This is a genomic window from Aquirufa aurantiipilula, from assembly GCF_019923745.1.
Classification (GTDB): Bacteria; Bacteroidota; Bacteroidia; order Cytophagales; family Spirosomataceae; genus Aquirufa; species Aquirufa aurantiipilula.
Genome location: NZ_JAANOG010000005.1, coordinates 153,034 through 178,856, shown reverse-complemented (window position 1 = coordinate 178,856; position 25,823 = coordinate 153,034). Strand labels below are relative to the sequence as shown.

Annotated in this window: 20 protein-coding genes; 10 read left to right on the top strand and 10 right to left on the bottom strand. The window is 38.6% G+C overall.

What is annotated here, in order from left to right:
• The first annotated feature begins 7 nt into the window (after positions 1-7).
• Complete coding sequence (locus G9H60_RS07555) at positions 8-718, top strand: 6-phosphogluconolactonase (RefSeq protein ID WP_223143448.1); 711 nt, start codon at positions 8-10, stop codon at positions 716-718.
• A gap of 62 nt (positions 719-780) precedes the next feature.
• Positions 781-1,761, top strand: a complete 981-nt coding sequence (locus G9H60_RS07550) for a sterol desaturase family protein (RefSeq protein ID WP_223143447.1) — start codon at positions 781-783, stop codon at positions 1,759-1,761.
• A 12-nt stretch (positions 1,762-1,773) separates the two neighbouring features.
• Here G9H60_RS07550 and G9H60_RS07545 read toward each other — a convergent pair whose 3' ends face one another.
• The 4 genes from G9H60_RS07545 to G9H60_RS07530 form a co-directional block, all read right to left on the bottom strand.
• Positions 1,774-2,280, bottom strand: a complete 507-nt coding sequence (locus G9H60_RS07545; RefSeq protein ID WP_223143446.1) for a hypothetical protein — start codon at positions 2,278-2,280, stop codon at positions 1,774-1,776.
• Between the two features lie 60 nt (positions 2,281-2,340).
• Positions 2,341-4,152 (bottom strand): glycoside hydrolase family 2 protein, encoded by a 1,812-nt coding sequence (locus G9H60_RS07540; RefSeq protein WP_223143445.1) that lies wholly within the window; start codon positions 4,150-4,152, stop codon positions 2,341-2,343.
• Between the two features lie 77 nt (positions 4,153-4,229).
• Positions 4,230-5,426, bottom strand: coding sequence for an AraC family transcriptional regulator (locus G9H60_RS07535; RefSeq protein ID WP_223143444.1), 1,197 nt, complete (start codon positions 5,424-5,426; stop codon positions 4,230-4,232).
• A gap of 681 nt (positions 5,427-6,107) precedes the next feature.
• Entirely contained in the window at positions 6,108-7,631 is a 1,524-nt protein-coding gene (locus tag G9H60_RS07530; RefSeq protein ID WP_223143443.1) for a sulfatase family protein, read from the bottom strand.
• 167 nt (positions 7,632-7,798) lie between these two features.
• On the opposite strand from G9H60_RS07530, the gene G9H60_RS07525 reads away from it, so the two are divergent.
• The 4 genes from G9H60_RS07525 (at position 7,799) to G9H60_RS07510 (ending at position 11,854) form a co-directional block, all read left to right on the top strand.
• Complete coding sequence (locus G9H60_RS07525) at positions 7,799-8,680, top strand: sugar phosphate isomerase/epimerase family protein (RefSeq protein WP_223143442.1); 882 nt, start codon at positions 7,799-7,801, stop codon at positions 8,678-8,680.
• A gap of 99 nt (positions 8,681-8,779) precedes the next feature.
• A complete protein-coding gene (locus G9H60_RS07520) occupies positions 8,780-9,286 on the top strand; it encodes a gluconate 2-dehydrogenase subunit 3 family protein (RefSeq protein WP_223143441.1) in 507 nt (168 codons plus the stop codon).
• A 3-nt stretch (positions 9,287-9,289) separates the two neighbouring features.
• Complete coding sequence (locus G9H60_RS07515; protein ID WP_223143440.1) at positions 9,290-10,993, top strand: GMC oxidoreductase; 1,704 nt, start codon at positions 9,290-9,292, stop codon at positions 10,991-10,993.
• 12 nt (positions 10,994-11,005) lie between these two features.
• Entirely contained in the window at positions 11,006-11,854 is an 849-nt protein-coding gene (locus G9H60_RS07510) for a sugar phosphate isomerase/epimerase family protein (protein WP_223143439.1), read from the top strand.
• Positions 11,855-11,885: 31 nt separating this feature from the next.
• Here G9H60_RS07510 and G9H60_RS07505 read toward each other — a convergent pair whose 3' ends face one another.
• A complete protein-coding gene (locus tag G9H60_RS07505; protein ID WP_223143438.1) occupies positions 11,886-14,315 on the bottom strand; it encodes a TonB-dependent receptor domain-containing protein in 2,430 nt (809 codons plus the stop codon).
• Between the two features lie 209 nt (positions 14,316-14,524).
• Here G9H60_RS07505 and G9H60_RS07500 point away from each other — a divergent pair, with 209 nt between their 5' ends.
• Together G9H60_RS07500 and G9H60_RS07495 are read left to right on the top strand one after the other, a co-directional pair.
• On the top strand, positions 14,525-15,259 hold the full coding sequence (locus tag G9H60_RS07500; protein ID WP_223143437.1) for an LOG family protein: 735 nt from the start codon (positions 14,525-14,527) through the stop codon (positions 15,257-15,259).
• Positions 15,260-15,390: 131 nt separating this feature from the next.
• Entirely contained in the window at positions 15,391-17,178 is a 1,788-nt protein-coding gene (locus tag G9H60_RS07495; RefSeq protein ID WP_262899978.1) for a hypothetical protein, read from the top strand.
• Positions 17,179-17,185: 7 nt separating this feature from the next.
• Here G9H60_RS07495 and G9H60_RS07490 read toward each other — a convergent pair whose 3' ends face one another.
• Complete coding sequence (locus G9H60_RS07490; RefSeq protein WP_223143436.1) at positions 17,186-17,554, bottom strand: hypothetical protein; 369 nt, start codon at positions 17,552-17,554, stop codon at positions 17,186-17,188.
• A gap of 68 nt (positions 17,555-17,622) precedes the next feature.
• On the opposite strand from G9H60_RS07490, the gene G9H60_RS07485 reads away from it, so the two are divergent.
• Together G9H60_RS07485 and G9H60_RS07480 are read left to right on the top strand one after the other, a co-directional pair.
• Positions 17,623-18,528 (top strand): patatin-like phospholipase family protein, encoded by a 906-nt coding sequence (locus G9H60_RS07485; RefSeq protein ID WP_223143435.1) that lies wholly within the window; start codon positions 17,623-17,625, stop codon positions 18,526-18,528.
• Entirely contained in the window at positions 18,518-18,898 is a 381-nt protein-coding gene (locus G9H60_RS07480; RefSeq protein ID WP_223143434.1) for a hypothetical protein, read from the top strand. Before G9H60_RS07485 ends, G9H60_RS07480 begins: the two co-directional genes overlap by 11 nt.
• A 10-nt stretch (positions 18,899-18,908) precedes the next feature.
• Here the strand turns inward: G9H60_RS07480 and G9H60_RS07475 are convergent, their stop codons facing one another.
• From G9H60_RS07475 to G9H60_RS07460, 4 genes are all read right to left on the bottom strand, one after another.
• Complete coding sequence (locus G9H60_RS07475) at positions 18,909-19,226, bottom strand: hypothetical protein (protein WP_223143433.1); 318 nt, start codon at positions 19,224-19,226, stop codon at positions 18,909-18,911.
• A gap of 23 nt (positions 19,227-19,249) precedes the next feature.
• Positions 19,250-19,780 carry a YceI family protein gene (locus tag G9H60_RS07470; RefSeq protein ID WP_223143432.1) on the bottom strand — a complete coding sequence of 177 codons (531 nt, stop codon included), beginning with the start codon at positions 19,778-19,780 and terminating at the stop codon, positions 19,250-19,252.
• 36 nt (positions 19,781-19,816) lie between these two features.
• Positions 19,817-20,536, bottom strand: coding sequence for a pirin family protein (locus G9H60_RS07465; RefSeq protein ID WP_223143431.1), 720 nt, complete (start codon positions 20,534-20,536; stop codon positions 19,817-19,819).
• 145 nt (positions 20,537-20,681) lie between these two features.
• Entirely contained in the window at positions 20,682-25,382 is a 4,701-nt protein-coding gene (locus tag G9H60_RS07460; RefSeq protein ID WP_223143430.1) for a hypothetical protein, read from the bottom strand.
• Between the last annotated feature and the right edge of the window lie 441 nt (positions 25,383-25,823).

Here is a 25,823-nt window from a genome sequence, read left to right as displayed (position 1 = left end):
TTCCCATATGAAAATTATACCTGTTAAGAATTACGCTGAATTAAGTGAAATAGCGAGTGCAAGTATCGTCCAGTCGGTCAAAGAAAAACCTGATTTGTTATTTTGTGCTGCAACAGGTGGATCACCTACTGGCATGTATGCTCACATGCATCAAGCCCATACTGTAGACCGAAACTTATTTTCAGCCATGCGTACTATCAAAATGGATGAATGGGGTATTATTCCATCCGAGCATCCGGATTCATGTGAAAGCTATTTAAAAAAGCACCTTTTAGGTCCATTGGATATTTCTGAAGATCGTTATTTCAGCTTTGATACCAATCTAAAAGATTATCAAGCAGAGTGTGATCGAGTACAGGCTTATTTGGATGAAGAAGGACCAATGGATATTTGTATATTGGGTTTAGGTAAAAATGGACATATTGCTTTTAATGAGCCTGGAGACTATTTACAGGCGCCATTTCATAAAGCTATTTTAGCTGAATCAACCATTCAGCATGATCCTGCCCTTTCCCAAGGAGCAGAACCTGCATTTGGTTTATGTGTAGGAATGGAAGGAATTTTACAGTCTAAAAAAATCATTTTCCTGATTACTGGAAAGGGGAAGCAAGAGGCTTATAGGACTATCATGGAGAAGAAAATTACGACGAATTGTCCAGCTACTTTTTTGTGGATGCACCCCAATGTAGCGTGTTATGTAGATCAGGAAGCCATATAAATTAGAATTTTTACATCAATTCGCCAGCCATGGTGAATCAACCTATTTAAGAATAAAACAACATGGAAATAGTACAAGCCATAGGAGATTGGATTGTTGGATTTTTTGGATTTGACGATCTCAAGGAATTTCTTTCAACCAAATCATTCGCCGATTTTTTGACTTATGATGGAATCAAAGTATTGATAAGACCTTTATTTCCCATTACGCTAGTATTGGAATTGACTCGAGGATTATTATTCAAAAGCTTTGGTTTGGGGAATTATAAAATCCCATTTTTCAGCTATGTACTGAATGCCTTCATTGGTCGATATTTATCACTAGGAATGACCGCGATTTGCATTGGCTTTTTCGAGCCCAAGGCCCCATTTCAAGTTTCGTTTACCTGGTATTGGTTTATTTATGGTTATATCGTTTGGGAATTTGCCCACTTCATTTACCATTATTTAGCGCATAAAGTTCGCTTGTTTTGGTGTTTACATTCCACGCACCATGCGCCAGAAAACATGAATTTAGCTGTCTCCTATGCCCACTTTTTCTTGGAGGGACCATATGCTGATATCATTCGTGCTAGTATTTGTATTTTGGCAGGACTACCTCCGGCCATGCTTTTTGCCATCATGTTTATTGACGGTACTTGGGGTGCATTTATCCATATTGGGGATCATTTAGTCAAAGATGCTCGCATGGGTAAATTGGGCCATTTTATGTTGAGTCCAGCTCACCATCGAGTACATCATGCTCGAAATGTGCAGTATATGGATACCAATTTTTGTAATTTATTGAATATCTGGGACCGAGTATTTAAAACCTATCAACCTGAATTAGATGTTGTGAAGGTAGAATATGGAATAACCCGTGACATGAAGCCCAATCATTTTTTAGATGCCTATTTTGGAGAAATTGTAGCATTAGCTAAAGATGTATATCATGCACCTGGCTTGCAAAATAAGCTTTTGTATATTTTTATGCCTCCAGGTTGGAGTCATACGGGACAACATAAAACGGCAGCTGCTATGAAAAAAGAGGCAGGAATTGGGTGATTTTGGTTTAAACTATGCCGACTTAGTACGAAAAAACAATGTAGGAATAGATACCAATATATAAATTAGACAGAAACCCAAAATTGAGAATTTCAAGCCGGCCAGCCAGCTTGTCAGGATATATATGATGGGAATGTGAGTTCCTGATAAGGAAATGATCATTCCAGTATTTTCTGCTAGATCACAGAATAGGGCTAAAATTGTCGCATTTTTAAGTAAAACACCTATTTGCTGAACCATCTTACTGCGATGCCTCTGTATGAAAATGGAGAGTGTTATTTGGAAGAAATAGGTGTAAATAGGGATATATAAAAAATCCAGTGCCAAGTTCCAATAAAGCATTTCAATCTCCCAAATGCCTATAATTTTTTCAAAAAGCACTTCCGTTTGGGCAAATTCTAGATGCACAATTCCCATGGGTGTCATGCTATTTTTTAGCGCTGCACCTTGCCATTGCATGAGGTAGGAAAAACCTAGAAATAGGGCAAAACTAAAAATCCATTTTTGATTTAGTTTCATGGGTTAAGTTATTGAAAGAGTCCAAGCAGATTTAAATACTTGGACTCTTTTTATTGTTGATTATTTCAAAGTCTCCCGAATTTCGATATTGGCTTGTCGGATTTTATCTTCCAATAATTTTATCACCTTGCGGTCATAGGTCATCAATCCATTTACTTCAATTTCTACATCCGTGGTTTGGGTATAAACCGCTGCTGAATAGCCAAAAGGAATAAGCTTTTTAAGCTTTTCGGCTAAGTCCACATAGGCCTTAGTTGCTTCTTCACTTGTTTTGTATTGTACATATCCCCAATTGCGATTTGCTTCCCATAGGTGTTGATCCAATGCCAAACCTATGCCACCATATTCGCCTAAAACATTCACACGTTTAGAATCAAACAAGCCCATTTTAGGGTCTGGATAATTGTGCATATCCAGCATATCGCCTACATCATAGTGGTTCCCTCCACTGGCAGGATTAACCAATCGGGAAGGGTCATAATTTTTTGTCCATTCTACTACTTCAGGGGTTTTGAATTGGCCCCAAGCTTCGTTAAAAGGAACCCAAACCACCACGCTTGGATTAGAGAAGGTTAAATCCATGATTTCCTTCCATTCTTTCATGAAGTTTTCTTCAGAAGCTTTGGAGCGGATTAATTCTTTATCATTGAAATAGTTTCTGGTTACCCATTTTGGGTCTTTGTCGCCACTAGGCATATCTTGCCAAACCAAAATACCTTCACGATCGCAGTGAGTATACCATCTAGCAGGTTCTACTTTCACGTGCTTACGGATCATATTGTAGCCAAAATCCTTGGTTTTTTTGATGTCGTAAAGTAGGGCTTCATCAGTAGGTGCAGTATACAAGCCATCAGGCCACCAGCCTTGATCCAATGGCCCTAATTGAAATACATTTTTATTGTTTAATTGAAGGCGATGAATCCCATTGGCATCTATTTTAGTAGAAATTTTGCGCATTCCTACATAGCTTTTCAATTTATCTTTGCTAAGTCCATTGCGAAGAATAGAAATTTCTAGGTCATAAAGGAAAGGAGATTCTGGGCTCCATAATTTGGCATTTGGAATAGCCACTAACACATCTTGACCTACAGCGGCTTTGCCAGAGGAAATCACATTTCCATTTTCTAATACTTTTACTTCTATGATATCAGACGGGATGGTTCCTTCTGTTTTAGATTGTACGCTGATATTTCCTCCATCAATATTAGGTACTGTTTTTAATTGGCTAATGAAGGTTGATTCTACCGGCTCAAGCCAAACGGTTTGCCAAATGCCTGTTACAGGAGTATACCAAATACTTCTAGGGTTATTTACTTGCTTACCACGAGGTTGAAAGCCAAGGTCACTTGGGTCCCAGACTTTAACGACCACTTTTTGTGCTTTATCTTTTTGTAGGAAGGCTGTGATATCAAAGCTAAATGGAGCATATCCACCTTGGTGAGTACCTACTTTAACATCATTCACCCACACATCGGCTTTCCAATCTACTGCCCCAAAATGTAGGATGATATTTTTATTTTTCCAGGTAGCAGGAATAGTAAATGAGCGATGGTACCACAATTCTTTTTGGTCTCCCACTGTTTTTTGAACCCCCGATAGACTGGATTCTACGGCAAATGGCACTAATATTTTGCCTTCAAATTGGCTAGGGATATTGGCTCCTTTGTCTAGTATGGTATAATCCCACAGTCCATTCAAATTTTGCCATTGATCTCGGACCATTTGTGGTCTTGGATATTCAGGAAGTGTATTGTTGGGATCTACTTTTTCAGCCCATGGGCTTTTGATTTTGTTTCCTGCAGGTTTCCAGTTTTGGGCGTCGACAGAGAAAAGCTGCATAGCCAAGGCGGCTATAAATAATAGGTTTTTCATGTTAAGGTATAGATTTGAAAAACCTAAGATATTAAAAAGCTTTTGTTCTTAACTTTTTATAGGATAAAATGATGGTTTTAGTCTGCTTTTTGCTGTTCTGACCAGACCTTTGGGGTACAACCTTCAATTTCTTTAAAGGCTTGGAAAAAGCTGTTTTTGGAAGTAAAACCAGCTTCCTTCATCAATCCCTCCAGTGAAAACCGCTTTTCCTTATCTTTTATTATCAGTTCCTTGACATATTCAATGCGGTATTTATTCTTGATGGTAGGGAAGGGAGTATTTAGTATTTTATTGAAACAGTAAGAAACATGATGTTGTGGTATATTCAATGTCACCACGATATCACGGATGGAGAAACGGGGGTTCAAATAGGGTTTGTCGGTTTCTATGTAGTTTAAAATGATTTGTGAAAGTTCATAGAAGGAGTCATCTACATCTAATTCTGTTTTTTCTGAATTGGATTTTCTCTTTTTCGTTTGAATTAATTCTAGCTCTTCTACTGTTAACTGAGGAATGCCATACAATACTCTCGGAAATAGGAGAATCAATAATGGCATGACAAAAGCAAACATGATGAGTATTCGATAATAAGGTAAATAATCATTCAAATTGCTGAAGTCGCGTTCAGGGCTAAATAGTACTACGAAATTGGACGAAAGTAGAATACTTGCTATGAAAGTGTTGAATGAAACAAAAATAATGAGCCATTGAAAGGTAATACGTTTTTGCATTTCGTATGAATCTACAGATTCTGTCTCTTTTGTTTCACTAGATTTGATCAAAAGCATAATCATCAGCCAGGCATAGTATACGTATAAAAAGTTTCTAACAAAGTCATTGACTAGGCTAGGACTAAATAAATGAATTTGATTGGTATAAAGTTCTCCGGGCTGATTAAGTATTTTGGTCACTAAGGCCAATTTATCTTGGTATGGTTTTAGAAAATAAGGAATCAAGCCTACGATCATATATAGGCTTGGGATAAGGTGCCAAATATCTTTTTGGCTGAGTCCTTCTTGGTCGGTTACGGTGTTACGGACATATATATATGCTGCTGGTCCAATCAGAAAAAACAAGGGAGAAAAATGACCATACAGAATCGCCAATAACCAAGGTAATTGACTATCATAGGTGAATAAATAGTATTTTAAGCTAATTACCCCAATCAGAAAATAAAAAATCGACAAGAAAATAATGCCTCTATTCTTCTTAATATTGAAATAAGCAATGATTATGGAAAAAAGAAGGGATAGAAAGGGTAAGGTTAGGAACATTGATAGGAAAACTTTACTAAACTAGAAATTGAGTTTGCATTTCATTGGATTCCTTCATGAGGTCCTATCATCAGAAAACCGATTAATCAATAAATTGTTAATCGAAATGATGAAAATCATGCAAAAAAATGACTAGTCGTAGTCTGGTTTATAAATTTAGAACGGTAATTTGTTTTTAATGCGTTTAAGTTAGATAAGCTTCGCTGGAGCTAGATTTCTTTGCTTCAATCCTTTGTCCTATTATTCAAAACTTGTACCTAATTTATTAGCGGTTGTTAAAAAAGAAAAAAATAATTTTTTAAAATTAGCCATTATTTTGATAATAAAACTATCCTCTTGGCTTAATTTTTTTATAAAATAGTAAGATGCCTAACCATTAACTCAATTGTTTCTACAGACTTCTTCTTGAGTCAAGCGAGATTAATTAGTATAGAATTATTAAATTATACTAATAATTGAGTTTTAGTTGAAATTTTTATAAGATTTCTCCTACTTTTAGGCTACCGATTTAAAAATAAGAATCATTGATTCAAGAAATTTTAAAAAGGGAATGTTTATAAAATTCATTTTTGAATGATGTAAGCATAAGTTAAGATTAAAGACAGTATACAATTATAGAACACAGGAATGCAAAAAGCCTATCGTTATTAGCGATAGGCTTTTTTATCCTGTGAAACTTTCTTATTGGCCTTTTTGGTATATTTCTAGGGCTTCTTTATCATCGTATTGATTCATTTTTTGCACGAGTTGTTTTTTCAAATCGGCAATAATTTGCGCATTTTCTTTTTTATCGTAGATATTGTGCAAATTTTTAGGGTCTTTTTTGATATCATATAATTCCCAGAAATCTTTAGGCCCATAAAAACGTACCAGAGTATATTGGGCCGTTCTTAAACCAAAGTGTGGATACACATGATGTGGTTGAGGATATTCATAATAGTGATAATAGGATTCATTCTTCCAGTTTTTGCCTTGGCCTTTCAATACTGGCAGAAATGACTTTCCTTGAATTTCAGAAGGTATTTTAGTCTGAGCGATATCAAGTAAGGTTGGAGCCCAATCCACATTGGAAACTACTTGGCTAACTTTAGTGCCAGGTTTGATGGCTCCAGGATAACGAATCACAAAGGGAGTCTTTAATGACTCTTCATAGATGAAGCGTTTATCAAACCATCCATGTTCTCCCAAATAAAATCCTTGATCTGAAGTATAGACTACTACGGTATTTTTGGCTAATCCTGATTTATCTAGATAATCTAGTAATTCTCCTATATTTCTATCTAGCGAGTTGGCAGTAGAAAGATAGTCTTTCATGTAACGCTGGTATTTCCATTCTGCTAGGGCTTTACCACTAAGTTTTTTTTCTTCAAACTCTTTACTGATTTTATTCTCATAATAGTCATAAAAAGCTGGTCTTTGTTGTGGAGTGAAGCGATTGTAATTTCCACCATCTCCTGCTCCTTCATATTTACCATGAATTTTTAAATCTTGACTAAGGATCATGGTTTTATCAATGGTCATGTCCTGATCTGCAGCCGCTAGCCTTCCCGCGTAATTATCATAAAAGGTATCTGGAATTGGGAATGTCACATCATCATAGGCTCCTAAATCTTGAATATCAGGTAACCATGAGCGGTGAGTTGCTTTATGTCCAACCACCATGAAAAACGGTTTATTGGGATCTCGCTGATTTAACCATTCTTTTGACAATTGAGTGATTACATTAGTAACATAGCCTTCATGGCGGGTGGTTTTATTCTGGCTATCTACGAAGTCAGAATTGTAATAGCTTCCATGACCAGGAAGGATATTCAAATAATCAAATCCATGAGGCAATGTTCCTAGGTGCATTTTACCTACCCAAGCTGTTTGGTATCCATTTTTTTGTAACTCTTCAGGAAAAACAGCTTGTTCAATATCAAATTTCTTTTCATTGAATTTATAGCCATTTTTATGACTGAATTTTCCTGTCAATAAGGTGGCTCTACTCGGGCCACATATGGAATTTGTCACCACATTATTGTACAGGATAGCCCCTTCTCTCGCAATGCGATCAATGCTGGGGGTCTTGGCCAATTTACTTCCATAGGCACTAATGGCTTGCGAGGTATGGTCGTCAGAAATAATAAAAATGATGTTGGGTTTTTGCTTAGCTTGTCCCCAACTATAAAAGCTAATTAGGAGTAGAATAAGTGATTTTTTCATTTGATTTGTTTCCTTGGTAAAGTTTTAAATAATTAAATAGAATTTTTCTTACATGTATTTCTGGTTTTTTTACTGTTTTGTATAGGTAAAATACTGATAATTTTCATTTAATTTGGCTGAGTTGTCATGTTCTTTATCCAATTTTCTTCTTATAAAAACCAAACCTCATGAAAAAAATATACGCTTTTTGCCTTTTAGGCTTATGTCTTAGTCTATCTCAAAACAATTTGGCTAAACAGCCAGATAAATATGTACATAAAAAATTAAATACAGTAAAAAAGGCCCCTAAAGATTGGAAGCTAGGAGTAGCCCTTTACACATTTAATCCTTTTTCATTTCCGGAGCAATTGGCCAAGGCTGACAGTGCTGGACTTCATTATATTGAAGGTTATACTTTTGGTAAAGCGGGTGCTGCTTTGAAGGATTCTGCTGTGATGAATTTGTCAAGTACTGGAGTCAGACAATTAAAGCAAATGATTAAAGAAAAAGGATTCAAGATGGAATCTATTTATTTGGTAGGGGGTAAAACCATCGATCGTTGGAAGAAGGAGTTTGATATAGCTAAAGAGTTAGATGTCAATTATGTTACTGCAGAACCCCCAGTACATTTATGGGATGGAGTAGATAGTTTGGCAGGCATGTATAAAATCAAAGTGGCCATACATAACCATTGGAAAGGAACCAGTGTATATTGGACTCCAGACTCCTTACTAATAGCGATGAAAAATCATCCAAACTTTTATGCTTGTCCCGACTTAGGTCATTACCCAAAAAGTGGGATAAATCCGGTGGATGCTTTGAAGAAATTGGAAGGGAGAATTATTGCTATCCATTTAAAAGATATCGCTGAGTACAATAATCCAAAATTAAGGGATGTCCCTGTTGGAACCGGGGTGGTGAATTTTCCGGAGGTTTTTGCAGAACTAAAACGACAAGGTTTTCAAGGAAATATCAACATTGAACGGGATACTCAGGAGAAGCCCAGTAATCTACCTTCGGTGATTCGGACGGTACAATATTACCGAGAACAGCTAAACAAAATAAAATAGGACTTGATCATTTCCTTCATTGGACTTTGTGTAACATCAGGGTAGTGAATGGTAGAAATTCTTGTTTTTTCAAGCAAATTAAATGTGTAATATTTTCCCATGAAAAGAAGAAAGATTTTGCAGTCCATAGCCATTTCAGCAGGTGCTATGGTGATTTTACCTAGTTGGGCTCAAGGCTGGAGTAGAGAAAACCTGTCTACTTCTCAGGTTTTTACCTTAGAGGAAAAGGAGATGCTTCGAATGATAGCTGGAACTTTCATTCCTGAGGGAAAGTCCAAAGGAGCTATTGGAGTAGGTGTGGAGCTTTTCCTCGATAAGCTTTTTAGTGATTGTTATACGGCTGAGGACCAACAAAAAATCAAATTGGCCATTAAAGCATTATCACTTCAGGCCAATTTAAACCATCATCTGGCATTTGGAGCATGTAATACTGCTCAGCGAGAAGCCCTTTTACAGGATTTAGAGAAATCGGCCGAACACCTTTGGGCATATACCACCTTACGAGCTGAGACTATTCGAGGTTATACTAGCTCTGAATATGTTTTGACGGAGCATTACCAGTATATCATGGCACCAGGTTTTTACCATGGTTGTGTAAATATTTAAAATATGGCCAATTTGAATCTAAACATAGCAAAGAAAAACACGTATGATGTGATCGTCATAGGATCAGGTGCTAGTGGAGGCTGGGCCGCAAAGGAGTTTTGCGATCGAGGATTAAAGACCTTGGTTTTGGAACGAGGCCGTCAAGTGAAACATGTGGAAGATTATCCCACTGCTTCTAAAGCCCCCTGGGAATTTGAGCACCGAGGAACAGTAAGCTTGGCTGATAAGCAAGGTTTTTCTGGGAGTGGATTTATGCGGGAAGAAACCAAACATTGGGCATTACCTGATGACGAACAACCAGTAGTTTATGAAAAACCTTTTCGTTGGACCAGGGGATACCACGTTGGAGGGAAGTCGTTATTGTGGGCAAGACAAACCCAACGCTGGTCCGACTTTGATTTTGAAGGACCTGTTCGTGATGGATTTGCTACGGACTGGCCCATTCGATATAAAGATATAGAACCCTGGTATGAGCATGTAGAGAAATTTGCTGGCATTGCTGGTTTTAATGATAATTTGGCAGAATTACCCAATAGTCTGGTACAACCGGGCTTTGAGCTAAACTGTTTGGAACAACATTTTAAAGAAACGTTAACCAAAGTTTACGGTAACCGTTGGGTTATTTCTGGACGATGTGCTCACCTAACAGACCCTCAGGAAATACATTTTCAGCAAGGGCGTGGCCGTTGTTTAAGTCAGCGGCAATGCAACAGAGGATGTAATTATGGAGGATATTTTAGTAGCAATGCCTCCACTTTGCCTTGGGCAGCTAAAACAGGAAATCTAACTTTACGACCTCATTCGGTAGTTCATTCCATTATCTATGATGATAAAAAAAGCAAAGCCATTGGGGTGAATGTAATTGATTCCAATAGCCATGAAATGATTCCTTTTTATGCCAAAGTGATTTTTGTGAATGGCTCTACCATCAATACCAATGCCATTCTCATGAATTCCTTATCCAATCGTTTTCCGAATGGCTTAGGAAATGATTCAGGACTTTTAGGAAAATTCATTGCTTGGCATAATTACCGCGGTACAGCCAATGCCAGTTTTGATGGATTCAAAGACAAAAAAACGGCAGGGGGCAATCCAAGTAATGCCTATATTCCTAGGTTTAGAAATGTGCAACGTCAGGATACTGATTTTTTACGTGGCTATGCGGTGGGTGTAGGTGGAGGAAGAGGAGAGTATTCCAGGCAAATAGGAATTGGAGATACCTTACGGGATAACTTACTGAATCGCCAGTGGGGTAATTGGAATATATCTGCTTGGATGATGGGAGAAACAGTTCCTACAGAGCAAAATCACATTCGATTGCATGGAGATTTAAAAGATAAATACGGAATACCGCAGATAGTATTCTCTTGTGGCTGGACTGAAAATGACGTCAAGATGGTCAAGGATTTTAGGGAGCAAATGCAGGAAATGTTTGAAAAAGCTGGCTTTCAGCAGATTAGAACGGCCGATTCTAAGTCGGCTCCTGGAGCTGATATACATGAAATGGGGGGAGTACGCATGGGTAAGAATCCTGCTACTTCATTATTGAATGAATGGAATCAGTTACATGCTTGCAAAAACGTATTTGTAACAGATGGCGCCTGTATGACATCAACAGGAACGCAAAACCCCACCTTAACATTCATGGCTTTGGCAGCGCGTGCCGCGAATCACGCCGTAGATGAATTGAAGAAAAAGAACTTATAAAACAAAATACACATGAAAAAGAATCGATTGATGATTGCCCTTTTGGGGATTGCCCTCAGTTTTGGAGCTTATGCCCAAAAAGTTTACACCTATCCTTTAGGAGTGCAGGCTTATACATTTAGAAAACAATTTCCACAGGACCCACTTAAAACACTAGATGTTATCAAAGGGATGGGTTTTACGGAACTTGAAGGAGGTGGTGCCAAAGGAATGACATTGCAAGAGTTTAAACAACAATGTGATGCTCGAGGTATTTCCATTCCATCTACGGGTGCTGATTTTGGAGAATTGGAGAAGGATCCCATGGCTGTAGTTCAAAAGGCAAAAGTGTTAGGAGCTAAATTTGTGATGTGTGCTTGGATTCCTCACAAAGGAAATGATTTCACCTTGGAAGATGCTCAAAAAGCGGTGAATGTATTTAACCAAGCGGGAAAGGTTCTGAAGGAAAATGGTATTACTCTGTGTTATCATGACCATGGTTATGAGTTTCATCCATTTGAGAAAGGAACTTTATTGGATTACATCATTCAAAAGACAGATCCAGCATATGTGTCTTTTGAGATGGATGTACTATGGACTTTACATGGTGGGGGAGAGAAAATGCCAGTTAAATTATTGAAAAAATATCCAGGCCGTTGGAAATTGATGCACGTAAAAGATTTGCGCAAAGGAGTGGTGGGAGATTTAACGGGACATACCCCTGCTATCAATGATGTACCTGTAGGAACAGGACAAGGCAACTGGAAAAAAATCATTCAATTAGGTAAAAAAGCAGGAGTGGAACATTGTTTCATTGAAGACGAAAGCGACAATGAGCTGGTCAATGTGCCATTAAGTATTCAGTACTTAAAAGCGTTATAATGCAAGAGCCCCAAAATTAGGGGCTCTTTTTTTAGAATTCTTTTTCGCCGTATTCCGTTTTGGTCGATTTTGTTTTTTGTCCTCGATCATTGATTCGGAAACCAAAACTTAATTGGATTACTCGGTCCCATTTACGGTAATCTGTACTGCTGTAAAAACTAGGTGTTTGTGTAACTATCGTTTGAATATTGGTATTGAACACATTGAGGCATTGTAAATTCACATTGGCCTTATTTCCCCAGAGACTATATTTTAAGCTGACATTGGAAAGTAATAAGTCAGAGTCATAGCCTTGCGTAGTGACAGATTTGGATAAATAAGTAAAATCCCAAACAAACCGAAGTTTCGGACTTAGATCTAGGTTGGTATTTCCATTGACATTGTAATTAAAACTACTTTGTTTCGTTTCTATGCCTCTAAAACTACCCTGAACATCAAATTGATAAAGGTTTCCTGAAAGGTAGATTTTCCAAATCTTACTTGGCCTTATTTCAGTCAAAAATTCCACACCCGTGGATTGTGAATTTCCGGCATTGGTATAAGTCCTACCCAAAATGGTCCTACTATAAATTTCGTTTACTCGGAAGACTTTATCTTGAAGGAAGTTCACATATGCAGTAGCAGTAAATGAAATATGATCAAATCCTTTACTTAAGCCAATTTCCAATACATTCGCAATCTCAGGCAATAGGTTAGGATCACCAGTCTCTACCGTTTCGGCATGTCGGTGATTTTTAAAGGGTGACATGAGTTTGCTGGTGGGCCTTTCTATTCTTCTACTATAACCAATTCGTAAAGTCTTCTCAGCATCTAATTTCCAAATACCTTGCAAGGATGGGAATAGGTAAATTTGATTAAGCGAATAGACTTTTCCAGGTTCCCCCGCATGTGTTAATGTGCGGTCCATCCATTCGGTACGTAATCCTACAGCATATGAAAATTGATTGTTACTGCCGTTTAATTGAATATAAGGAGCATGGATACTTTGAACTAATTCCATGTTGTCTGTATAATTTGGATCAGAGACCCATGTACTCGATCCAGCGGAATATCGTTCAAATAGGAAATCCCCACGGTGATTAATATGCCTCCAATGGTACCCAAATTCCAACTTGTTTTTATTACGAAGTGGAAGGCTATAATCCAATTGAAATCTCCATGCACTCAAAGGGCTAGTCTCTGTAGATCTTTCCCAAAGCAAAAGTTTATTGCTTCCTTCATAGCTATCGTAATTGTTTAATGGACCACCCAGTTTAGAGAATTCATATAGACCTAAAAGACTCAGCTTTGCCTGATTGGCATAAGTATGAGAATAATCGATGTTGTAGGTTTGAAATTTACCCGAACGCACAAATAAGTTTTGGTTAAAAAATTGCCTGTATGGATTTTGAGATACACTAAAGGGAGAAAATAAGTCATTCCCTGCCTTGGTTACGATATAGTCTTGGTAATGCAGGTTAGCGGTGCGGTCTGTTTGTTTTTCACCAATATAAGCGGACCAATTCCATTGATCTGCCGAACTAGCTTGAAAAGTACCTCCAGCGCGCAGAGAGTATTGGAAATCCATGTAGTTTCGAACACCTTGGGAGGGCATGTAACTTAGTGTGTCTTGAAATTTAGTTCTAATTTCTCCTACCCGAAAACCATCGATATCATATCTGCGGTAGTCTGCGGCAGCAAAAACACTCCATTTTTTGTCGGTAAATGTCCACTGCACATCACTACCAAATCGTAGAGGTAAAGTACCTCCATTCATGATATTTCCTGACCAAGCCGTTCCAATCCGGGTATTCTTCTTGGTAATGATGTTGATCATGCCTGCTTTACCATCCGCATCATATTTAGCCGAGGGACTTGTAATAAGCTCAATACTCTCAATAATATTAGCAGGTATTTGGGCTAAAATATCAGCAGGAGTTCGAGTGGATGGTTTACCGTCTACTAAAAGTATGAATCCGGTACTTCCTCTTAAGGCAATTTCCCCTTCTGTATTGACAGTAACGGCCGGTAGCCGTTGCATGAGATCCATTCCTGTACCATTGGCAGCATTTTGGAATTGCTTCGTCTGGAAAGTTTGCTTATCCATTTGCAGGCTTGCCACGGCTTTTTCTCCTGTCACCACTACCTCATTCAAGGTCTTGTTTTCAGGACTTAACAGGACTTCGTTGGATGCACTTTGTGCAAAATCCCCCAAGGATATCGTCTTGGTTTTATAGGATAAAGCTTGGAATTTTAGGTAAGTAATGTTTGCTGGAACCTCAGTAAAAACAAATTTACCAAGAGTATCACTTAGTGTGCCTTTCCATACGGTTGAATCTTTTTTCCACAAGCTGACGTTGGCAAATTCAATCTTTTGACGACTTTGTTGATCAATCAATTGACCTGAAATTGTCTTGCCTTGGCTAAACGCTGTGGAAAGACGAATGACTGTCAAAAGAACGATGAACAAGAAAGTTTTCATAAAGGTTAAGAGCTGTGAGGGGTAATAAGGTACCAAAAGATAGTCAAAACTAATTCAATTTATATCCTAACATATGAGCTTGGAATGAGTTTTTAGAAAAATTGGTTAATCACTCCTTATATACTGAATTTGGTCAGGAAAAATAGAAAAGATTTGGCCCTACTAATTAAACATGTAAATTCGTTTCTTCTGAATACAAGGGATTTACTATGAAATGGACAAATGAATTTGATTTTTTAAAAGGGCCACGGGCCCGATGGAAAGAGCTGATTTTTTCCATTGAAGTACTATTTCAATACATCAAAGGTTTTCGTAACCTTCACTTCATAGGGCCATGTATTACCATTTTTGGTTCAGCCCGATTTGATTCAGAACATTCTTATTATCAAACAACAGAGAAACTGGCTGGTGAGCTTTCCAAGTTGGGCTTTGCCATCATGACTGGAGGAGGACCCGGTATTATGGAAGCGGCCAATAAAGGCGCTACTTTGGCGGGAGGAGTATCTTTAGGTTGCAATATAGAATTACCTTTTGAACAACACGCCAATCCCTATCTGGATAAATTTGTGACCATTCGGTATTTTTCAGTCAGAAAAGAATTGTTGCGTAAATACTCTTCGGGCTTTGTGGTGATGCCAGGAGGTTTGGGTACTTTGGATGAATTTTTTGAAGTGATTACTTTGATTCAAACAGGTAAAATTAATCACTTTCCTGTTGTGGTCATGGGTTTAGAATACCATGAAAAACTGATGGCTTATTTTGAGTCTTTGGTCAATGAGCAGACGGTTGGTCCAAATGATTTTGATTATATCTTGTTTACAGATGACATTCAGATGGCCCTCCAGCACATTCAAACCAAATCAGAAAAACGAGTCCCATCTCGGGAAAATCCAAATAAGCCTTTGTGGATTTTGGGAGAGAAAAGGATTTACAAAAAACGCTAACTCTTAGGTATAAAGCTGTGATTTAGGGGTAAATGCTTATTATAGTGGCATTTAATTAGTTAGCATACCTGACGAAGGTCATAGTTATTTGGTGAATGAGGGCGGAACTTTGCGACAAACAACATTAGATTATGTCTAAAAAGCTCGCACATTCATTCCATATCCCCGTCATGGGATTAGGCTTTACCATCGATACTCCTATCAAAGTGGCTCATTTAGGAATTTCTTCTGTTATTTCCATCATGGATGATCATCTTGTGGAGGAAATGAGAGAAGTACATGCCAAAGCCAATGGCAGGGAGTTTAGTCCAATTTTGAAAACAGAAGCAGATTACCGTGCCAAGCGTATTCAAGCCTATTTGAATTTGGTGAATGATTTGGTCAATGAAAAGATGGAATCTATGCGCCACCAATCCTGGGAAGCGGGTACAGATTTATACCGCTATTTTGAGCTATTACCTGAAACTTCTCTATTGAAACAAACTTATCTTTCCTGGCTTTTGACAAAAGATGAATCGGTAGAAAATTACTTAAGAGAAAGCATTATTCCAGGTTCTATTGACGTGAATATCATGTCAAAAGTAAATAAGACTAATTATAGCAAAGACGGAGAAGCATTGGAAAAGGAATTTGCTGATGCTTTGTCAGCACTTCGGGGATATGCAATGAGTAATCTACAATCATCTGTTATTTTTTCAGCGGGGTATAATCCTTTGTTGTATAGTTATATTGAGCAATTTGAAGATTTCTTCCCCAATGCCCAAGGAGCATTAAAGAAGCAAATCATTTTAAAAGTGAGTGATTTTAGAAGTGCTTTGACCCAAGGAAAATTATTGGCAAAAAAAGGACTTTGGATTTCTGAATTTCGAATTGAGTCAGGATTAAACTGCGGAGGCCATGCCTTTGCTACGGATGGTTTATTATTGGGTCCCATTTTGGAAGAATTTAAAAGTAGTAGAAATGATATGAAGCAGGAACTTTTTGATATGTGTCAAAAAGTTTTGACTGAAAAAGGAGGGATAAATTATAGCGAAATACCTGAAATGCGGATTACAGTCCAAGGAGGAATTGGCACAAGTGAAGAGAATGAGTTTTTATTAGATCATTATCAAACCCAAGGAACAGGTTGGGGAAGTCCTTTTTTGTTGGTTCCTGAAGCCACCAATGTGGATGAGGCCACATTAAATGCCCTAGCTACAGCAGAAGAGTCTGATTATTATATGAGTCATGCATCGCCATTGGGAGTTCCGTTTAATAATTTCAGAAAGAGTAGCTCTGAAAAACAGCGCTTAGAAAGAATCGAAAAGGGAAGGCCGGGTAGTCCATGTAATTTGGAGTATTTGTCTACCAATACCGAATTCACAGAAAAACCGATTTGCACGGCTTCTCGTCAGTATCAACATGCCAAAATCAAAGAGCTAGAGGCTCAGAATTTACCTAAAAATGAGTTTCGCACTCTATTTGATAAGATTACAGAAAAAGCTTGTTTGTGTACTGGCTTGGGTACTTCGGTATTAAAAAATCATGGAATCAAACCCAAGCACCATTTGAATTCCATTGCAATTTGTCCTGGCCCCAATTTGGCTTATTTCTCGGGAGTATATTCCTTGAAAGAAATGGTGGATCATATTTATGGACGTATCAATATTTTGAATACGAATAATCGACCCAATTTATTTGTTAAGGAACTGGGCTTATATGTTGATTACCTTAAAAATGAACTGGCTGAAAGTGTAGAAAACATTAATGTGAAGCAAGAGCGGTATTTGAAGACATTCAAGCAAAATTTATTGGCAGGAGTGGAATATTACAAATCTTTACCTTTTCCCAATTGGAATGATATGCTACCCGATTTGAAACAAATGGAAAGCCGTATTGAGGCTTTGGTTATTCCGAGCTTGGAAAGAAATATGGCCTAAAGTTCGATTAAGGGCATACTTCAATGAAGAGTTTTTTGCTTGGAGTGGGACTATAAGCCAGGCATTGAGCACAGGTATTTTCTTTAGGCGGCTGGATGATTTTAAAGGAAAAGCTATCGCCCTCTTTGATATTGGAAGGAAAAGTGCAGGTACTGGCTAAGGCAAAAACGTGTTGATAGCTTTTACCTGAAGCAGGATTTTTCCATTCAAGGGCCACCTGTGAGGTATCCATGTCTTTATTGACCGCTTCAATTACATAATTCATGCAAATTCCTTGCAACACGAGTTTCCCCTTGTAACAGGTTGGACTGATATTTTCAGCACTTTTGCAGTGCATGAGTAAAGGAAATAAGAGTAATATTGCGTAATGTTTCATCGTTTTAATGGCTAATAAATTACGTTTTTCATTAGGCATTTATTGTATTCAGTAGAAAATTGTTTTCCATGAGTTTAAAGAAAAAAGTACATCTGGTTTTAGGAAGCGGAGGGGCAAGAGGCTTTGCGCATATGGGAGTCATTGATGTACTAGAGGAGCATAATTTTGAGATTATCAGTGTAACAGGCTGCTCCATGGGTGCTGTGGTGGGAGGTATTTATGCAGCAGGTTTTCATGAGGCTTATAAAAAATGGGCTTTGGGATTAACGAAATCCAAGGTATTTAGTTTGTTGGATTTTACCTTAGGCAAGCATGGTTTTGTCAAAGGGGAACGAATTTTTGACGTATTATCTCAGTTTATCAATGTTCCTCAAATCGAAGATTTTCGTATTCCTTTTACGGCCGTTGCGGCAGATATGCATACCAAAAAAGAAGTCTGGTTTCAGTCGGGGGATTTGTACCGAGCACTTCGAGCATCCATTGCAATTCCTGGCATTTTCACCCCTGTTATCGATGGTGAGCATGTGTTGGTGGATGGAGGAGTACTGAATCCTCTTCCTTTGAATGTAGTGAACAGGCAAGCGGGAGAAATGATTGTTGCGGTTGATTTGAATGGAGATGCTCCCTTTTTCGTGTTACCAGAAAAAAATGAATCAGAGGATTTAGCCCTTTTGAAAGGAATCAAAGAATGGCTAGGTAAAAACTGGCCTAGTCCAGCTCCTACAGATTTGTCCACCTTGGCAAGTACAAAATCGCTGAGTGATATTTTATTTTACTCATATGAGATGACGCAGGATAGGGTAACTGAAATGATGGTAGATAAATACCGTCCGGATATATTAATTGAGATACCTAAATCGATTTCTTCTATATTTGAGTTTGACCGAGCGGAAGAATTGATTGAATATGGTCGAGAGGCTTGTTTAAAGGCAATTGTTGCATCGGAGAAAACGATTAATAATCATGAAAAATAAGGTAGAATTTCTGAGTCTTTTACTAGCTATGGGCCTTTTATCCTCTTGTAAAAGAGAAGAATTGTCTAAGACAACCTGCCTAAAAGGGAGATTGGCTCTTAAAGGAATTTGTATGAATTATGTAATTGAGGTGGTAGAAGGGCAAGTAGATAGTAGCCAGGTAGAAATGCTTTGGAAGAATCCTATGAGTGGTAAAACATATACTCAGGCTTTTGCATTGAAGAGCATTTGTTCCTTTCCAGAAAATATCAAGGAGGGAGATGAATTTTATTTCAGTATTTCTCCTTTACCTGAGGATAAAATGTGTGCGCAATGCAAGGCCTTTAGTCCGGTACCAGCCAAGGGGCTTTCCATTGAAATTTGTGAATGATGTTTGTAGCTTAAATGCCCCCAAGTTCTCGATCTAGAACTTGGTTTAATTCTGTTTTGAGTAAGCCACTACCTCCCCCGAAATGCTCCACCGTTTTCAAGTTTGGATGAAATTGTTTAACTAGTTGTTTTACTTCATTTTCCTGATTTAAGCTCAATCCACTACTGATTAGTAAGATGTCGACAGGGCTTATTTGGCAGATACTCGAAATATCTTCTAGTTTACAAGTACCCAGAGCGAAGAGCTCGGGGTACTTATTCACTAGTTTGATCAGCAATTCAACGATTGCTTCGTTCTTTCCTACTACTAAGACATTTTGTATTTTCATGTTGAGTATAGGACAATTACTCCTTAGGCTTTTACTAATTGTATTTCACCAGCGATTTTGATTTCCTCGCTAACTAAGACTCCACCAGTTTCTAAAGCCGCATTCCAGTTTAAGCCGAAATCAGTACGGTTAATTTTAGTATTGATGGTAAAACCCGCCTTTAAATTTCCCCAAGGATCTTTCGCAACTCCACCAAATTCTACATGAATTTTTACGGGTTTAGTCACATCTTTGATGGTTAAATTTCCCAACAAGTTAAACTCGTCATTGCTTGACTTTTCGATACCCGTAGAGTTAAAAGTGATACTTTCAAATTTATCAGCTTCGAAAAAGTCTGCGCTAGCAAGGTGAGCATCACGTTGTTCATTTCCAGTAGTAATGCTTGCCGCTTTGGCTGTGAAACTGATTTTTGCATCAGTGAAAGATTCGTCAGAGCTTTCTGCATTAACATTGAAATCAGTAAATCCACCTGTCACATTTGTGATCATTAAGTGTTTTACTTTAAATTGAATTTCCGAGTGAGTTGGGTCTAATGCCCATGTTAAATTTGCCATGTTTGTTTGTTTTTTTTCGTGTATATCAATTATAAATTAAATGTTCATGGGAACTTCCATAAGAAGGATTTTGGCGTTTTCGGATTTTGCTTTCAGGTCAAAACCTTCAAGCTCCCAAAGTCCTAGTCCATCCCTAGGGTCTAAATCGTAACCTTCGATGGAGAATTGCCCTTCTAGTATAAAGGCATAAACGCCATTTCCTGGTTTTTTTATTGGGTAATGAGCGCTTTTCCCAGCCTCAAAATGGCCTAGGTGAAACCATGCATCTTGATGTATCCATACTCCTTCGTCCTCTGGATTGGGGGAAAGGATTTGCTGCAATTGATTCAGGCTATCCTTATTTTCCAAGGTGATCTGGTCATAACGTGGAGTCACATTTTTCTTATTTGGGAATACCCAAATCTGTAAGAATTTAACGGCTTCTTCTTTATCATGGTTGTATTCACTGTGATAAATACCTGTTCCGGCACTCATTACCTGAATATCTCCTTGACGAATAACCGCCACGTTACCCATACTGTCTTTATGTTCTAAATCTCCTTCTAATGGAATGCTGATGATTTCCATGTTATCATGTGGATGCTGGCCAAAACCCATTCCACCTTTTACCATATCATCATTAAGTACTCTTAGTGCGCCAAAATGAATGCGAGTGGGATCGTAATAATTGGCAAAACTAAAGGTATGAGAGCTTTGCAACCATCCATGATTGGCTTTGCCCCTCGAGTCTGCTTTGTGTAAGATGCTCTTTGTCATATTGTTTCGAATTAACAATACAAAGGTCCGAACGAAATGTCCCCAAAATCATAATCTAGATTAAGAAAGCAAAAGCGGTGAAATCCCTATAAATACAAAGCCCGTTCAATTGAACGGGCTTTGTTAATCATTAGCATGTTGATTATTATTCTCCTACAACCTTACCGCGGATAATTTGTCCTGACTGTTGGAACAGGTAGATGTAAGTTTGTAATCCAGAACCACTTGGAACAGTATATTCCACTTGTTGTTCTTGATTTTCTGACATCTCTCCATCAAATAAATCCGCAACTTTAAGTCCAGATAGGTTATACAAACCTAAGGTAGCACGTCCATTTAATTTGGCTTTAATTAAGAACGATACTTTATTTACAAATGGATTTGGATAAGCAACTACAGTTGAAATCACATCCTTATTCTCTGTTTCAGTACGGAACATGGTTTCATCAGAAGTAGAAGCCGTTTTGTATGTACTTGGAGCCTCTTGACTTACCAAATAGCGGCATTGATCAAAAGCATTATTTATTTGATCAACCGTGTTGAAAATGTCGCTTAATGAAGGGTCACTTCCACCTAATGATCCACCTAGGGCTCTATTAGCTAATTTCAATAAGTCGTTTACGCTATATCCAACCAAACTAGGAGTTACTGTTGTGGTAGAAGCACTTAAACCATCAATTTTGGTAGTACCGCAATCTGGTTTCACCGTTTTGAATGATTTTGGTAAAGTCCATGATCCTAATCTAGAAGATGTTTGGATATTCAGCCAAAGGGTGATCGTTTGAGATAATAAATTGTTGACGATTTTACCTTTGTTGTTTACCGGGCTTTTCGAATCGCTAGATGCAGTGGATGTCCAACCATTGGCATTGGTATTTAAGCTGGTAGGGGTACCTCCACCTGGAAGCATTTTAAAGATATTGCTTGAAGTGCTCGCTACATCACTAGCACGGAAGACGAAGAACTTGCCTTTTGAACGATCTCCGAAAGTAACATCTGAAACGCCTGCATTATTGAACGCCGATTTTAAACGTTCTAATGTTGTGCTCTGTCCTAATGAATTTCCCGTTTCTGGATCAATACCATTACAACTCATACCACCTGTATTTCCATAGTATCCTTGTGTGTAAGTACAAAGAACTTGGCAATTCGATACGTTGATGGTGATGGTAGTTGAATTGCTGCAAGATCCATTCGAATACTCGTAACGTAATGTCACGTTTTCGGAAGAACCTCCAGCAATATAATTACCTCCGTTGATACTTCCACCACCACTAATTACAGACCAGGTGCCATTGGCAGGAGATGCTCCCGCTAAACTTAAGGAGATGCTGTTATTGGTACAAACGGTGAATGAAGATCTAGAGACAGACACAGAAGGGACTGGATTAACCGTTACTGTAGCTACGGCCGTACCAGTACAACCATTGGATGTTCCAGTTACAGTATAGGTAGTAGTAGAACCCGGTGAAACCGTAATACTTGAACCCGTAGATGAGTTTGACCAAGAATAGGTAGTTGCACCACTGGCTGTTAAGGTTGTGGAACCTCCAGCACAAATTGTCGTACTATTTACAGAAACAGTCGGAGGGTTATTGACAGAAACGGTTGTAGTCGCTGTGCTGGTACATCCATTAGCAGCAGTACCTGTAACGGTATAAGTTTTAGTTTCAGTAGCTGTGAATTCTGTTCCATTAGTGATACCATTATCCCAAGCGTAGGTAGCAGCACCTGAACCAGATAAGGTTACTTTAGTTCCTGCACAAACAGTTTGACTTTGAGTGGCAGTAACACTTGGTAATTGATTGACCGTAACAATTGTAGTCGCTGTGCTAGTACATCCATTGGCAGCAGTACCTGTAACGGTATAGGTTTTGGTTTCAGTAGCTGTGAATTCAACGCCATCCGTGATGCCATTATCCCAAGCATAAGTAGAAGCACCTGAACCAGATAAGGTTACTTTAGTTCCTGCACAGACAGTTTGACTTTGAGTGGCAGTAACACTAGGTAATTGGTTGACCGTAACGGTTGTAGTCGCTGTGCTGGTACATCCATTAGCAGCGGTACCTGTTACTGTGTAGGTTTTAGTTTCGGTAGCTGTGAATTCAACGCCATCCGTGATACCATTATCCCAAGCATAAGTGGAAGCACCCGAACCAGATAAGGTTACTTTAGTTCCTGCACAAACAGTTTGGCTTTGAGTGGCAGTAACACTTGGTAATTGATTGACCGTAACAGTTGTAGTCGCTGTGCTAGTACATCCATTGGCAGCAGTACCTGTAACGGTGTAGGTTTTGGTTTCAGTAGCTGTAAATTCAACGCCATCAGTGATACCATTATCCCAAGCGTAAGTAGAAGCACCCGAACCAGAAAAAGTTACTTTAGTTCCTGCACAAACGGTTTGACTTTGAGTAGCCGTTACACTAGGTAATTGGTTGACCGTCACAGTTGTAGTCGCTGTGCTGGTACATCCATTAGCAGCAGTACCTGTAACGGTGTAGGTTTTAGTTTCAGTAGCTGTGAATTCAACGCCATCCGTGATACCATTATCCCAAGCGTAAGTAGAAGCACCCGAACCAGATAAGGTTACTTTAGTTCCTGCACAAACAGTTTGGCTTTGAGTGGCAGTAACACTTGGTAATTGATTGACCGTAACAGTTGTAGTCGCTGTGCTAGTACATCCATTAGCAGCAGTACCTGTAACAGTATAAGTTTTAGTTTCAGTAGCCGTGAATTCAACGCCATCCGTGATACCATTGTCCCAAGTATAGGTAGAAGCACCTGAACCCGATAAGGTGACTTTAGTTCCTGCACAAACAGTTTGGCTTTGAGTGGCAGTAACACTTGGTAATTGATTGACCGTAACAGTTGTAGTCGCTGTGCTAGTACATCCATTGGCAGCAGTACCTGTAACTGTGTAGGTTTTGGTTTCAGTAGCTGTGAATTCAACGCCATCCGTGATGCCATTATCCCAAGCATAAGTAGAAGCACCTGAACCAGATAAGGTTACTTTAGTTCCTGCACAAACAGTTTGACTTTGAGTAGCCGTTACACTAGGTAATTGGTTGACCGTAACAGTTGTAGTCGCTGTGCTGGTACATCCATTAGCAGCAGTACCTGTAACGGTGTAGGTTTTGGTTTCAGTAGCTGTAAATTCAACGCCATCAGTGATGCCATTATCCCAAGCATAGGTAGCAGCACCTGAACCAGATAAGGTTACTTTAGTTCCTGCACAAACGGTTTGACTTTGAGTGGCAGTTACACTAGGTAATTGTTTGACCGTCACAGTTGTAGTCGCTGTGCTGGTACATCCATTGGCAGCAGTACCTGTAACGGTGTAGGTTTTGGTTTCAGTAGCTGTAAATTCAACGCCATCCGTGATACCATTATCCCAAGCATAGGTAGCAGCACCTGAACCCGATAAGGTGACTTTAGTTCCTGCACAAACAGTTTGACTCTGAGTGGCAGTAACACTAGGTAATTGGTTGACCGTAACAGTTGTAGTCGCTGTGCTGGTACATCCATTGGCAGCAGTACCTGTAACTGTGTAGGTTTTGGTTTCAGTAGCTGTGAATTCAACGCCATCCGTGATGCCATTATCCCAAGCATAAGTAGAAGCACCTGAACCAGATAAGGTTACTTTAGTTCCTGCACAAACAGTTTGACTTTGAGTGGCGGTAACACTAGGAAGAGCATTTACGGTTACTAGTGCAGTTGCAGTTGCAGTACAACCATTTGCATCTGTTCCAGTAACCGTATAGCTTGTAGTAGTGGTAGGTGAAACGGTAATGCTGGCTCCTGTTGCGGAGTTAGACCATGTATAAGTAGATGCTCCAGATGCGGTTAAAGTTGCGGAAGCTCCTACACAAATGGTAGCGTCATTCACCACTACTGTTGGTAATGTATTGACTGTCACAGAAGCTGTTGCTGAATTACTACATCCATTGGCACCTGTACCTGTTACAGTATAGGTAGTTGTTGAACTTGGAGAAACAGTGATACTGGCACCCGTAGCTGAATTCGACCAAGAATAGGTGTTAGCTCCACTGACTGTTAGCGTACCGCTAGAGCTAGGACAAATGGCAATATTAGAAACGTTTAGAGTTGGAATGTCTTTAACTTGTAGGTTATAAATTTCTATTTTTCTACAATTGTCCGTGTTGTAAATGACTTTGTATTCTCCAGCTGTAGAAACAGAAATGCTAGAAGTGTTTTCTTGGAATTTGTTTCCATTAAGATACCATTTATGGCCATTGCCACCTTCAGAAGAAATGGTAGCAGATGAGTTCTTACAAACATAAACTGTTTCATTTGTTTCTACTGGTGTAGGAACCTGTATTGCAACTTGTCCACAAGTAACGGTTCCTGCTTTTCCTCCCCAACGTAGAATACTAAATCCGTCAGTAGGTAAAAAATGACCATTCAAGGTTAAACGATAATAATTGGTAGTTCCACCGCCATTGTAATTGAATTTCAGCAGGGATCCAAATCCGGTTTGACATTCCGTAGTACTACCATCTGTCGTGTTCATTTTGTCGGCAGAGATCGTCTCCCACTCATTGGTTCCATTAGGGGAATTTTCCCCTTTAATACCAGAACCGGTTGGTAGACAAAAGTTTTGAATGACAAAATGGCTTAAGCCAGTTTGCTGCCCTTCCTTCTGAGTAATCTTGTACAAGAAAGTGGATTTGTTCGTGGTGCTGTTGTATGAGCTACTTTCAAGCGATACATTGAAACCAACATCAGCTACCTGCTTATTGGCAGCTAACGATTGAATCGTAGTTGCCAATAACAATAGCACATTTAGAACATAGAGATAGGAATACTTAGTAAAATTGTTTTTCATCGAATATAAATTTTAATAACACAGAGCACTCTTTTATCGGAAAATTCATGGAGCAACAAATGCTCAATGACAAAACCCTTTCAGATTTTTTATATTATAATCACACGTGGAGGATTAAATCGGACTAGGTTCCTTCACAGAATTTGTATTCCATGGTTAAGAGATGAACCTTGTCGTCTTTAATAAGACGGATATTGATTATAATTTAGAAACACGTTGAGAAATTGCACTTTTTGGTGTTTGTATATCAGGCTTTTCGCAGTTTTGTATTTTTCAAAGCCCCAACAATTTAGGTAACCCAGTTGAAAGATACGTTAGGAGATTTTGCCCTCTATTTTCTCAAGTGTGCAAATATAGTATCATAAAAATGATAAACTGTATCTACTAGGTCGGAACGGTAGACTTTATGTGCTCTTAAGTAAGCTTGTTATTTTAAAAAGA

Coding starts and splice junctions, on each gene's coding strand:
- G9H60_RS07485 (WP_223143435.1), top strand. CDS start 17,623: ATGAGTTTAAAGAAAAAAGTACATCTGGTTTTAGGAAGCGGAGGGGCA.
- G9H60_RS07460 (WP_223143430.1), bottom strand. CDS start 25,382: ATGAAAAACAATTTTACTAAGTATTCCTATCTCTATGTTCTAAATGTG.
- G9H60_RS07470 (WP_223143432.1), bottom strand. CDS start 19,780: ATGGCAAATTTAACATGGGCATTAGACCCAACTCACTCGGAAATTCAA.
- G9H60_RS07520 (WP_223143441.1), top strand. CDS start 8,780: ATGAAAAGAAGAAAGATTTTGCAGTCCATAGCCATTTCAGCAGGTGCT.
- G9H60_RS07495 (WP_262899978.1), top strand. CDS start 15,391: ATGTCTAAAAAGCTCGCACATTCATTCCATATCCCCGTCATGGGATTA.
- G9H60_RS07490 (WP_223143436.1), bottom strand. CDS start 17,554: ATGAAACATTACGCAATATTACTCTTATTTCCTTTACTCATGCACTGC.
- G9H60_RS07550 (WP_223143447.1), top strand. CDS start 781: ATGGAAATAGTACAAGCCATAGGAGATTGGATTGTTGGATTTTTTGGA.
- G9H60_RS07515 (WP_223143440.1), top strand. CDS start 9,290: ATGGCCAATTTGAATCTAAACATAGCAAAGAAAAACACGTATGATGTG.
- G9H60_RS07500 (WP_223143437.1), top strand. CDS start 14,525: ATGAAATGGACAAATGAATTTGATTTTTTAAAAGGGCCACGGGCCCGA.
- G9H60_RS07465 (WP_223143431.1), bottom strand. CDS start 20,536: ATGACAAAGAGCATCTTACACAAAGCAGACTCGAGGGGCAAAGCCAAT.
- G9H60_RS07525 (WP_223143442.1), top strand. CDS start 7,799: ATGAAAAAAATATACGCTTTTTGCCTTTTAGGCTTATGTCTTAGTCTA.
- G9H60_RS07555 (WP_223143448.1), top strand. CDS start 8: ATGAAAATTATACCTGTTAAGAATTACGCTGAATTAAGTGAAATAGCG.
- G9H60_RS07510 (WP_223143439.1), top strand. CDS start 11,006: ATGAAAAAGAATCGATTGATGATTGCCCTTTTGGGGATTGCCCTCAGT.
- G9H60_RS07530 (WP_223143443.1), bottom strand. CDS start 7,631: ATGAAAAAATCACTTATTCTACTCCTAATTAGCTTTTATAGTTGGGGA.
- G9H60_RS07480 (WP_223143434.1), top strand. CDS start 18,518: ATGAAAAATAAGGTAGAATTTCTGAGTCTTTTACTAGCTATGGGCCTT.
- G9H60_RS07475 (WP_223143433.1), bottom strand. CDS start 19,226: ATGAAAATACAAAATGTCTTAGTAGTAGGAAAGAACGAAGCAATCGTT.
- G9H60_RS07540 (WP_223143445.1), bottom strand. CDS start 4,152: ATGAAAAACCTATTATTTATAGCCGCCTTGGCTATGCAGCTTTTCTCT.
- G9H60_RS07545 (WP_223143446.1), bottom strand. CDS start 2,280: ATGAAACTAAATCAAAAATGGATTTTTAGTTTTGCCCTATTTCTAGGT.
- G9H60_RS07535 (WP_223143444.1), bottom strand. CDS start 5,426: ATGTTCCTAACCTTACCCTTTCTATCCCTTCTTTTTTCCATAATCATT.
- G9H60_RS07505 (WP_223143438.1), bottom strand. CDS start 14,315: ATGAAAACTTTCTTGTTCATCGTTCTTTTGACAGTCATTCGTCTTTCC.